The sequence below is a fragment of the Sinomonas sp. G460-2 genome (assembly GCF_047759905.1).
GTDB lineage: Bacteria > Actinomycetota > Actinomycetes > Actinomycetales > Micrococcaceae > Sinomonas.
In genome coordinates, this window is the sequence record NZ_JBKZWT010000121.1 from 1 (window position 1) to 10,348 (window position 10,348).

Consider the following 10,348-nt stretch of genomic DNA (forward strand, 5'->3'; position numbering starts at 1 on the left):
GCAAAGAGCTCCCGGAGAGCGCCGCCGTGCCCCAGGTCCGTGAGGCGCGCTAGCACGCGCCCCTCGGCGAGCTGCTCCTCAGCGGGGATGCGCCCCTTCGCGGGAACGCCAAGGCGGTCCATGCCGCTCGGCCACTGGGCCCGCGGCTCGATCGGCACGCCGGCGTGACGCAACTGCTCCCCCGCGCGTTCGAGCAGCCCAGGGTCCACCCCCGCCGGGAACCACGTCCCCGCGCAGTTGTCGCACCGCCCGCAGGGAGCGGCGGTCTCGTCGTCGAGCTGCGCCGTGACGAACTCCATGCGGCAGCCGCCGGTCTCCTCGTACTCGACCATCGCGGCCTGCTCCGCGCTCCGGGCGGCGGCAATGCGTTGGTACCGCTCGGCGTCGTACGTCCACGGCGTCCCGGTGGCGCGCCACCCGCCGCCCACGCGCTCGACCGCGCCGTCCACGGCGAGGACCTTGAGCAGCAGGTCGAGCTGGGTGCGCCGCAGCTCGACCTGCGCCTCGAGTGCCACGGTCGAGAGTGCCCGCCCGGCTTCCGCGAGCACGTCGATCACGGACTGCGCCTTGCCCTGATCGGGCATCGAGGCGGTCGCGAAGTACCGCCAGATGTCCCGATCCTCGGGCCCCGGGAGGAGCAGGACGTCGGCGTGGGCGGCCCCGCGTCCCGCGCGCCCCACCTGCTGGTAGTACGCGACGGGCGAAGACGGCGCGCCGAGGTGCACCACGAACCCGAGGTCCGGCTTGTCGAAGCCCATCCCGAGCGCCGAGGTCGCGACGAGCGCCTTGACCTCGTTGCCCTTGAGGAGGCGCTCCGCCTCTTCGCGCTCGGCCGTATCGGTCTTCCCGGTGTACGCGAGCACGCGGTGCCCGGCGTCGGCGAGGAGGCGCGCCGTGTCCTCGGCCGCCGAGACCGTGAGCGTGTAGATGATGCCGCTGCCGGGCAGGTCACCGAGATGCGCGAGCAGCCACGCGAGCCGATGCCGCGAGTCCGGCAGGCGGAGCACGCCGAGCCGCAGGGAATCACGCCCCAGCGGACCGCGCAGCGTGAGCACGCCGTCTCCGAGCTGCTCCTCGACGTCGGCCACGACGCGCGCGTTGGCCGTCGCCGTCGTCGCAAGCACGGGCACGGACGGCGGCAGCTCGTCGATGAGCGCAGCGATGCGCCGGTAGTCGGGCCGGAAGTCGTGGCCCCAGTCGGAGATGCAGTGCGCCTCGTCGACCACGAGCAGGCCCGTCCGCGCGAGGAGCTCGGGCAGATGCTCCTCGCGGAACGAGGGATTCGTGAGGCGCTCGGGCGAGATGAGCACGACGTCCGCGGTGTCCTCGGCGAGCGCCGCGTGCACCTCATCCCATTCGAGGCGATTGGCCGAATTGATCGCGACGGCGCGCACGCCCGCCCGCGCGGCCGCCTCGACCTGGTCCCGCATGAGGGCCAGGAGCGGCGAGACGATGAGCGTGGGCCCAGCGCCCCGCGCACGCAGGAGCAGCGACGCGACGAAATAGACCGCGGACTTCCCCCACCCGGTGCGCTGCACAACGAGCGTTCGACGGCGGTGCGCAACGAGCGCTTCGATCGCCTCGTATTGCCCGGGGTGGAACGCCGCGTCGTCGCGCCCCACGAGGCGCCGGAGGACTGTGAGCGCCTCCCCGCGCAGCGCGTCGGAGCTCGGCGAACCGGTGTCAGAAAACGTCATGAAATAGTCCCTACTGTCGGGTAAGCAGTGCTTGTCTCGCACTCCGGACTGTCCCTCCCAGTATGGCCGTGACGTCTGACACTTCTCGCTGTGCGGAAACCCGGGCGCCCGCTACCTTGGGGATATCTCAGTGCCCAGCTCAGCGCCACAGAAGGATGTCCACATGACGGCAACGGTGCCGCCCCTGTCCGAATCCACCCTGCCCGCCGAAACGGAGCCGCATAAGGTCCGGAAATCGGCCGGCCACGTGATCGTGGACTCGCTCGTCGCCCACGGGGTCACGCGCTCGTACGTGGTCCCGGGCGAATCGTTCCTGGACGTGCTGGACGGGCTGCACGGCTCGCCGATCGAGACGGTCGTGTGCCGCCACGAGGGCGGCGCGGCGTACATGGCCGAAGCCGACGGGAAGATGAACCAGGTCCCCGGGATCGCGATGGTCACGCGCGGCCCGGGCGCCGCGAACGCTCACGTGGGCCTGCACACCGCGTGGCAGGACTCGACCCCAATGGTCCTGTTCGTGGGCCTCATCCCGTTCGCGCACCGAGACCGCGAGGCGTTCCAGGAGTTCGACATCAAGTCGTGGTTCGACACCGGCGCCAAGCGCGTCATGGTCCTCGACCACGCCGAGCGCGCGTCCGAGCTCGTCGCGGAGGCGATGTTCGCCGCGATGAGCGGCCGTCCCGGGCCCGTGGTCGTGGGCCTGCCCGAGGACGTCATCCAGCAGGAAGTCGACGCGACGATCCACCCCGCGATCCCCGTCGCGACGGGCGGCATGACGGTCACGGACTGGAAGTCGCTCCAGGGAGCGCTGCTCGCGGCGGAGAAGCCGCTCTTCGTGGTCGGCGGCAACGACTGGACGCAGGAGGGCGCCACCGCGCTCACCGGGTGGCTCGAGGAGCACCACATCCCCGCCGCGGCCGAGTGGCGCTGCGAGGGGACGATCCCGTTCAGCTCGCCCTCCTACGTCGGGCCGATCGGCTACGGCCGCCCCAAGCCGACCTACAACCTGCTCGAGGAAACCGACCTGCTCGTGTTCGTCGGCACGGTCCCCGGCGACGTCATCACCGATGGATTCCTGGTCCGCCAGGACTGGGCCAAGAAGAACTTCCTCGTCACGATCGACTCGTCCCTGCGCGGGCGCTCCGGCCCCGTCTCGTACCAGATCGTGGCCAAGCCGGACGTGTTCGTGCGCGACCTGATTCGCATGGACCTCCCCGTCCGCGAGGAGTGGACGGCCTGGACCGAGCGCATGCGCGGCGAGCAGGAGAAGTTCGCGGCCCTCCCGCCGGCCAGCCCCACGGACGGCCCGGCCCGCATGGACACGCTCATGGCCAACCTCGTCCCGACGCTGCCCGAGGACGCGATCGTGACGCTCGGCGCGGGCGAACACACCAACTGGGCCCACCGCTACTTCCCGACCCAGCGCTACGCGTCCATGATCAGCGCACGCAACGGCTCGATGGGCTACTCGGTGCCGTCCGCGATCGCGGCATCGCTGGCCTACCCGGGCCGCCGCGTCGTGACGATCGCGGGTGACGGGGAGTTCCTCATGAACGGGCAGGAGCTCGCGACCGCCGCGCAGTACGGCGCGACGCCGCTCGTCGTCGTCATGGACAACCAGGAATACGGCACCATCCGCTCGCACCAGGAGCGCCAATACCCGCACCGCGTCTCCGGCACCCAGCTCAGGAACCCCGACTTCGCGCTCATGGCCCAAGCCTTCGGCGGGTACGGCGTGCGCGTCGAACGCGACGCAGACGTGCCCGGCGCGATCGCGGCCGCCCTCCACGCGATCGACGAGGACCGCACCTTCGCGCTCATCCACCTCGTGGTCGAGCAGCGGGTCAAGGCCTACTGACCCCAGCTTCAGCAAGCACCGAACGACGGCGAGGTCCCCACGCGTGTGGGGACCCCGCCGTCGTTCGTGGTCGCCGCGGCTACGCGCCGAAGCGGCCGCGGTGCTCGACCGGGATGAGGGGCTTCTCGGCCCGGGCCTTGATCTGCTGGACCGCCCAGGAATTGCCGTCCGGGTCGGCGAAGCCGAAGAACGTGCCGCCGTCGTCGGGAGAGAACACCATGAGCTCCGAGCAGTCGACGCCGCGGCCCACGAGCTCGGCCCGAGCGGCTTCCGCATCGGCAACAACGAGCTGGAGCCCCTTGAGCGAGCCCGGCGCCATCTCGCGCTGCGCCGGCAGGTCGCCGATCACGACCGAGCATCCGGAGCCTTGCGGCGTCAGCTGGACCACGTGCATGTATTCGTTCGTGGTGTCGTGGTCGAGCGTGAAGCCGACCTTGTCGCGGTAGAACTCGACGGCGCGGTCGATATCGGAAACGGGCACGATGACAACTTCTAGAGTCCAGTCCATGCCGCCAACCTACGTCCCGGCGGCGCCTTGCGAACCCTTGCCTGCCCCCGTGTCGGTGGGCCGCGCTGAACGATGCTGGCCGTGCTGAGTAAACTCAAGCGCGTGACCAGCAACGTGAGCACTCCCGGCCAGGCGCCGCAGACCGACCTCTCCGCGTCCTTCAAGGCGTACGACGTGCGCGGGATCGTGGGCGAAACGATCGACGCGCGGATCGTCGAGGCCGTGGGCGCGGCCTTCGTCGACGTCTTGGGCCTCGCCGAGCAGCCCGTGCTCGTGGGCGGCGACATGCGCCCCTCGTCCCCCGAATTCATCGACGCCTTTGCGCGCGGAGCGGCCGCCCGCGGCGGGCTCGTCGAGACGATCGGCCTCATCTCGACGGACGAGCTCTACTACGCGTGCGGCGCCCTCGGGGCCGCGGGCGCTACCTTCACCGCGAGCCACAATCCGGCCCAGTACAACGGGATCAAGCTCGCGAAGGCCGGCGCGCTGCCGGTCTCCTCCGAGACCGGTCTCAAGGAGATCCAGGCCGCCGCGGAGACCTACCTCGCGGCAGGCGAGGTCGTCGCCGTCGAACGCCAGGGCACCGTCGCGCAGCGGGACGTCCTCGCGGACTACGCCGCGCACCTGCGCAAGCTCGTGGACCTCTCCGGCATCCGCCCGCTCAAGGTCGTGGTCGACGCGGGCAACGGGATGGCAGGCCTCACGACGCCCGCAGTGCTCGGCGACACGATCCTCCCCGCGCTGCCCCTCGAGATCGTTCCGCTCTACTTCGAGCTCGACGGCACCTTCCCGAACCACCCCGCGAACCCGCTCGAGCCGGAGAACCTGCGCGACCTCCAGAAGGCGGTCGTCGAGCACGGCGCGGACCTGGGCCTCGCGTTCGACGGCGACGCCGACCGCTGCTTCGTCATCGACGAGAACGGCGAGCCGGTCTCCCCCTCGGCCATCACGGGCCTCGTGGCGCGGCGCGAGATCGCCCGCGCGAAGGCGGCTGGCGAGGCCGCCCCGATCATCATTCACAATCTCATCACGTCCCGCGCCGTTCCCGAGCTCGTCCAGCACGACGGCGGGCGCCCGGTCCGCACGCGGGTGGGCCACTCGTTCATCAAGGCCGTCATGGCGGAAGAGGGCGCCGTGTTCGGCGGCGAGCACTCGGCCCACTACTACTTCCGCGACTTCTGGAACGCAGACACGGGCATGCTCGCGGCCATGCACGTCCTCGCCGCCCTCGGCGGTCAGGATCGCCCGCTCTCCGAGCTCGGCGCCGAATACGAGCCCTACGTCTCCTCGGGCGAGATCAACTCCGAGATCGAGGACAAGGCTGGGGCCGTGGCCCGCGTGCGCGAGGCCTACGAGAGCCCGGACGTCGCGATCGACGAGCTCGACGGCACCACGTTCTCCGCCGCCGACGGTTCGTGGTGGTTCAACCTCCGCCCGTCGAACACGGAGCCCTACCTCCGCTTCAACGGCGAGGCCAAGGACCGCGAGACCCTCGAGACGATCCGCGACAGCGTCCTCGCGATCGTGCGGGCGTGAGCTCCTAGGCATCGGGGCGCCCTCGGCAACCACTGAGACGGCGCCCACCGTTCCCCTAGGTGTCGATGACGCCCGGTTACTCTGGGCACGCTGGCCGCTCGGAGGCCTGCTCACGCCACTTGGGGGAACACACTCATGCCTGCAAGGAAGCCACGTCGGGCCGACATACAGGGCTTGCGAGGTGCTGTATCAACTGGGAGTGGGCTCCTCATCGTTGGCGACAGCCTCGATCCAATCCACGGCTTCGTCGGAGAGCTGGGGACCCTCAGCTGATTCGCCAGCCCACCACTCGGAATGGGTCGTGCCCCCGGTCACCGCCAGTATGTCGGCGCTCACCTGAGGCGGCAGCGGCTCGCCGTTGTGCTCAGTGAGCCAGTCGCGTGTTTCTGGTTGGACCCGAGGCCACCACTCGAAGATCTTCATCAATTCAGTCTCGCGCAGGCGAAGTCGCGCGTACATGCTCCAACCACGGGAGCTTCATCGAGAGGCGCTGCTGAGTAAAGTCAGGCGCGTGACGATCAACGTGACCACTCCCTCCGGACAGGCGCCGCGGCCATACCTCCGCTTCAACGGCGAGGCCACGGACAGCGAGACCCTCGAGGCGATCCGCGACAGCGTCCTCCCGGTCGTACGCGCATGAGCTCCCCGACCCCGACCGGGGGCGCCGGCGCGGACGAAGACACCATGCTGCGCGAGCTGCACGACGTCCTCGGCACGGCCCTCGCCATGGCCCAGGAGCAGCTCGAGAAGAACGGCGGCTTCCTGCCGTTCGGCGTCACCCTCGCGGACGACGGCGAGCTGCGGCTCGTGCTCGTCGCCCCGCCCGAGCCTGAGGGCGGGACAGAGGGCGGCGGCGACGACGAGCTCGACGGCGACCTCGACGCCGAGGCGATGCTCGCCGACGTCATCGAACTCCTGCGGCAGGGCCGCGAGGGCTGCCGCGCGATCGCGTTCGCGAGCGACGTGACGCTGCCCGAGCACGGCTCCGACGGGATCCACGCCGCCGCCGAGCACCGCGACGGCGGCCTCATCGCCGCGATCCTCCCCTATGAGATGACGGCGGGCGGCTACGTGTACTCGGCGGTCGAGCCGGACGGGCACGACGCGCAGGTCTTCACCGACTGACCCCTGAACGGACGGGAACACCGGCGCCCGAACTCGGGCTGGGGCGGCGACGGACGAGCGTCGTCCCGACGCCCGCGAGCAGCACGAGCCCTCCGAGGGCCTCGAGCGGCTGCGGCACCTCGCCGAACGCGAGCCAGGCGGCGGCGAGCCCCACCGGCGGCACGAGCAGCGTGTACGGCACCACCGCGGCGGCGGGGTACTTCCCGAGGAGCGAGTTCCACGCCGAGTAGCCCACGAGCGAGGCGAGCACCACGGTGAACAGGGTGCTGAGCCACGCGGGCAGGGACAGGTCCGCGAACGCGCCGAGCACCGTGGCGGGGCCCTCGACGGCCGTGGCAAGCGCGAGCATCGGCACGGGGACCACCGCGGCGGACCACACCACGAGGCCGACGCCCGAGACGCCCTTCGCGGAGCGCGAGATCGTGTTCCCGATGCCCCACGAGAGCCCCGCGAAGACCACGAGCAGGAGCGGCCCGAGCGGCGCAACGGCCCCGCGACCCACCGCGACGAGCACCAGACCGACCGCCCCCGCGCCCACCCCGGCGAGCTGGGCCGCCGTCGGCCGTTCTTTGAGGACCGCCGCCGCGATGAGGATCGTGAAGAACATCTGGCTCTGCAGCACGAGCGGCGCAAGCCCCGCCGGCATCCCCCAGTGCATCGCGAGGTAGACGAGCCCGAACTGCCCCGCGCTCATGAAAATCCCGACGCCCGCGATGACGCGCCAGGAGACGGCGGGCTTCGGCACGAAGAACACGGCAGGCACGGCCACGAGCGCGAAGCGCAGCGCCACGAAGACGAGCGGCGGCACGTCGCGCAGGCCGAGTTCGATGGCGACGAAGTTCACGCCCCAAATGACGGCGACGAGGACTGCGAGGGCGGCATGCTGCGGTTTCACCCCTCCATCGTCCCGGGCGGAACCTTTCAGCACCAGCGTTGATTTGTGCGCATGACCATCTACGATTGCTTCATGATCGACCTTCAGGCCCTCCGCTCGCTCGCTGCCGTCGAGCGGCATGGCTCGGTCGTGGCCGCAGCGGACGCGCTGGGCTTCAGCCCGTCCGCGGTCTCCCAGCAGATCAAGAAACTCGAGCGCCAGTCGCGCGCCGCGCTCCTTGAGCGGCAGGGCCGCGGCGTGCTGCTCACGGAGCGCGGCAGGGCGCTCGTCGAGCACGGGGTGCGCTTGCTCGCGGACATCGAGCGCGTCGAATCGATGCTCGCGGCGGCGGACGCACCCCAAGGGACGTTCGCCGTCGCGTCCTTCTCGACCGCGACGCGCGCGTTCTTCGGCCAGGTGGCACGGCGGCTCGCCGAGGAGGCCCCGGGCATGCGGCTCGAAGTCTCGAGCGTCGACCCGGTCGAGGCCGTGGAGCTCGTCGCGCACGGGGACGCGGAGCTCGCCGTCGTGCACAACTGGAACTCCGTGCCGCTCGAGGTGCCCGCGCACGTCACCCTCGAGCCGCTGTGCGAAGACGTCGCGGACGTCATCCTGCCCGCCGCGCACCCGCTCGCGGCCCACCCGGTCCTCGACCGCCGCGATCTCCTCGACGAGACGTGGTGCGCGACCCCGAAGGGTGCGATCTGCCACGAGGCGCTCATGCGCCTCTTCACGGCCGAGGGCACCGTGCCGCGCATCGGCTTCACGGATCCGGACTTCGCGACGCACGTCGCCCTCGCGCACGACGGCGCCGCCCTCGCCTTGGTGCCCAGGCTCGGCAGGCCGCCCCTCCCGGAGGGCGTCGTGGCGCGCCCCCTCGCAGGCGAAACCCCCACACGCCTCGTGTCCGCCGCGTATCGACGCACGATGTCGGCGAGCCCCGGCGTCCGCCTGATCGTCCGCCTCCTTCGGGACACCCGAGTTATCTGAACAAATGTTTGCATTCCGGGGGTAGACTTCACGCCATGCGCATGACGGCCTTCGAGGATGTAAGCCTGCGGGCACTCATGCTGCTCAGTGCGGCGGACGGCACGCAACCGCTCGCCACGCGAGCTATCGCCGAGGGCGTCGGAACGCCCTACAACCACGTGAGCAAGGCCGTGCTCCGGCTCCGCGAGCTCGGCCTCGTCGAGTCGACGCGGGGGCGGGCCGGTGGCGTGCAGCTGAGCGAGCTCGGGCGCAGGGCCACGGTCGGGAGCGTGCTGAGGGCCCTCGACACGCGCACGGACCTCACGGAGTGCGAATCGCCCGGCGGCGACTGCCCGCTCATGTTCCAGTGCAACCTCCGCTCGGCGCTACGCCACGCACGCGAGGCGTTCTACCAAGCCCTCGACGATGTCCTCGTGAGCTCGCTCCCGCACTCGCGCCAGATGGGGCCGGTGCTCGTCCAGCTCGGCATGCGCCCGCTCGCCAGCATGGCCTAGCCCAGCTTGCCTTTTTCTACAGGGCGTAGAAAACTTGGAGTCAATTCAGCATTTAAGATGCTGAATTGCCCTCCAACCTCAGGAGTCTCCATGCTCTCGGACAGCGCCCGTCCCGTCATCGAAGCCACCCTCCCGCTCGTCGGCAGCCGCATCGGCGAGATCACCCCGCTCTTCTACCGCAAGATGTTCGCGGCCCACCCGGAGCTCCTGGACGGCGTGTTCAGCCGCGCGAACCAGGCGAACGGCGAGCAGCGCAAGGCCCTCGCGGGCGCAATCGCGGCGTTCGCGAGCCACCTCGTGACCAACCCGGACACGCTGCCCGAGGCCGTGCTGAGCCGGATCGCCCACAAGCATGCCTCGCTCGGCATCACCGAAGACCAGTACCCGATCGTGTACCGGTACCTCTTCGAGGCCATCGCGGAGGATCTCGGCGACGCCGTCACGGCGGAGGTCGCGGCCGCGTGGACCGAGGTCTACTGGTTCATGGCGAACGCACTCATCAAGATCGAGAAGGGCCTCTACGCCCGGCAGGCCAACAACGTCATGTGGGCGCCGTGGCGGGTCGTCGAGAAGCGCGCCGCCACCGCCAGCGTCGTGACGTTCGTGCTCGAGCCCGCTGACGCGACCCCGGTCACGCCGGGGCGGGCGGGGCAGTTCGTGAGCGTGCGGATCCCCGTCGAGGACGGGCTCCTGCAGGCGCGCCAGTACTCGCTGTCCGCTGACGCCGAGTCGACCGAGCGTCGCACCTTCACCACGAAGTACAACGACGGCGGCGAGGTCTCGCCGGTCCTGCACGCCACGGTCCAGGTGGGCGACGTCGTCGAACTCTCCAACCCCTACGGCGACGTCACGCTCGACGACGGCGAGGGCCCCCTCGTGCTCGCGTCCGCGGGAATCGGCTGCACTCCGAGCGCGTCGATCCTGCGTTCGCTCGCGAGCGCTGGCTCCGCGCGCGAGGTCCTCGTGCTGCACGCCGAGCGGAGCTTCGACGCGTGGGCGCTCGGGGGCCAGATGCTGGGCGACGTCGAAAAGATCGACGACGCCGAACTCCACCTCTGGCTCGAACAGCCCGCCGAGGCGCCGGTTGCCGGTGCGGCCGCGGCGCGTGCGGGCTTCATGAGCCTCGCCGAGGTCGACGTGCCGCGCAGCGCGACCGTCTACCTGTGCGGGCCGCTCCCGTTCATGCAGAAGATCCGCTCCGATGCCCTGGCCCTCGGCATCCCGGCGCATCGTATCCACTACGAGGTCTTCGGCCCCGACCTCTGG

The 10,348-nt window shown here is 70.6% G+C and carries 11 protein-coding genes; 7 read left to right on the forward strand and 4 right to left on the reverse strand.

The annotated features are described in order from the left end of the window. Nucleotides 1–1,697, reverse strand: a 1,697-nt coding sequence (locus ACLN58_RS12365) for a RecQ family ATP-dependent DNA helicase (RefSeq protein WP_415855561.1), incomplete at its 3' end; no start/stop codon positions are given. Between the two features lie 163 nt (nucleotides 1,698–1,860). Here ACLN58_RS12365 and ACLN58_RS12370 point away from each other — a divergent pair. Next, on the forward strand, nucleotides 1,861–3,555 hold the full coding sequence (locus ACLN58_RS12370) for a thiamine pyrophosphate-dependent enzyme (protein WP_415855562.1): 1,695 nt from the start codon (nucleotides 1,861–1,863) through the stop codon (nucleotides 3,553–3,555). A gap of 79 nt (nucleotides 3,556–3,634) precedes the next feature. On the opposite strand, the gene ACLN58_RS12375 is transcribed toward ACLN58_RS12370, so the two are convergent. Beyond that, entirely contained in the window at nucleotides 3,635–4,063 is a 429-nt protein-coding gene (locus tag ACLN58_RS12375) for a VOC family protein (protein WP_415855563.1), read from the reverse strand. 72 nt (nucleotides 4,064–4,135) lie between these two features. Between ACLN58_RS12375 and ACLN58_RS12380 the strand changes: the two genes are divergently transcribed. Beyond that, the gene (locus ACLN58_RS12380; protein WP_415855564.1) at nucleotides 4,136–5,599 is read left to right on the forward strand and encodes a phosphomannomutase/phosphoglucomutase; all 1,464 of its coding nucleotides are present in this window, start codon (nucleotides 4,136–4,138) and stop codon (nucleotides 5,597–5,599) included. Between the two features lie 189 nt (nucleotides 5,600–5,788). On the opposite strand, the gene ACLN58_RS12385 is transcribed toward ACLN58_RS12380, so the two are convergent. Beyond that, the gene (locus ACLN58_RS12385) at nucleotides 5,789–6,022 is read right to left on the reverse strand and encodes a hypothetical protein (RefSeq protein ID WP_415855565.1); all 234 of its coding nucleotides are present in this window, start codon (nucleotides 6,020–6,022) and stop codon (nucleotides 5,789–5,791) included. 88 nt (nucleotides 6,023–6,110) lie between these two features. Here ACLN58_RS12385 and ACLN58_RS12390 point away from each other — a divergent pair, with 88 nt between their 5' ends. Further along, nucleotides 6,111–6,239, forward strand: a complete 129-nt coding sequence (locus ACLN58_RS12390; protein ID WP_415855566.1) for a hypothetical protein — start codon at nucleotides 6,111–6,113, stop codon at nucleotides 6,237–6,239. Beyond that, entirely contained in the window at nucleotides 6,236–6,724 is a 489-nt protein-coding gene (locus ACLN58_RS12395; RefSeq protein WP_415855567.1) for a hypothetical protein, read from the forward strand. The genes ACLN58_RS12390 and ACLN58_RS12395 overlap by 4 nt, the downstream gene beginning before the upstream one ends. On the opposite strand, the gene ACLN58_RS12400 is transcribed toward ACLN58_RS12395, so the two are convergent. Then, complete coding sequence (locus ACLN58_RS12400) at nucleotides 6,714–7,619, reverse strand: EamA family transporter (protein WP_415855568.1); 906 nt, start codon at nucleotides 7,617–7,619, stop codon at nucleotides 6,714–6,716. The genes ACLN58_RS12395 and ACLN58_RS12400 overlap by 11 nt on opposite strands. A gap of 51 nt (nucleotides 7,620–7,670) precedes the next feature. Here ACLN58_RS12400 and ACLN58_RS12405 point away from each other — a divergent pair, with 51 nt between their 5' ends. The 3 genes from ACLN58_RS12405 to ACLN58_RS12415 all read left to right on the forward strand — a co-directional run. Continuing rightward, nucleotides 7,671–8,588: a LysR family transcriptional regulator gene (locus ACLN58_RS12405; protein ID WP_415855569.1), complete on the forward strand. Its 918-nt coding sequence runs from the start codon at nucleotides 7,671–7,673 to the stop codon at nucleotides 8,586–8,588. Between the two features lie 35 nt (nucleotides 8,589–8,623). Further along, nucleotides 8,624–9,082: an RrF2 family transcriptional regulator gene (locus tag ACLN58_RS12410; RefSeq protein ID WP_415855570.1), complete on the forward strand. Its 459-nt coding sequence runs from the start codon at nucleotides 8,624–8,626 to the stop codon at nucleotides 9,080–9,082. A 90-nt stretch (nucleotides 9,083–9,172) separates the two neighbouring features. After that, nucleotides 9,173–10,348: globin domain-containing protein (locus ACLN58_RS12415; RefSeq protein WP_415855571.1), on the forward strand; the 1,176-nt coding region annotated here is incomplete at its 3' end.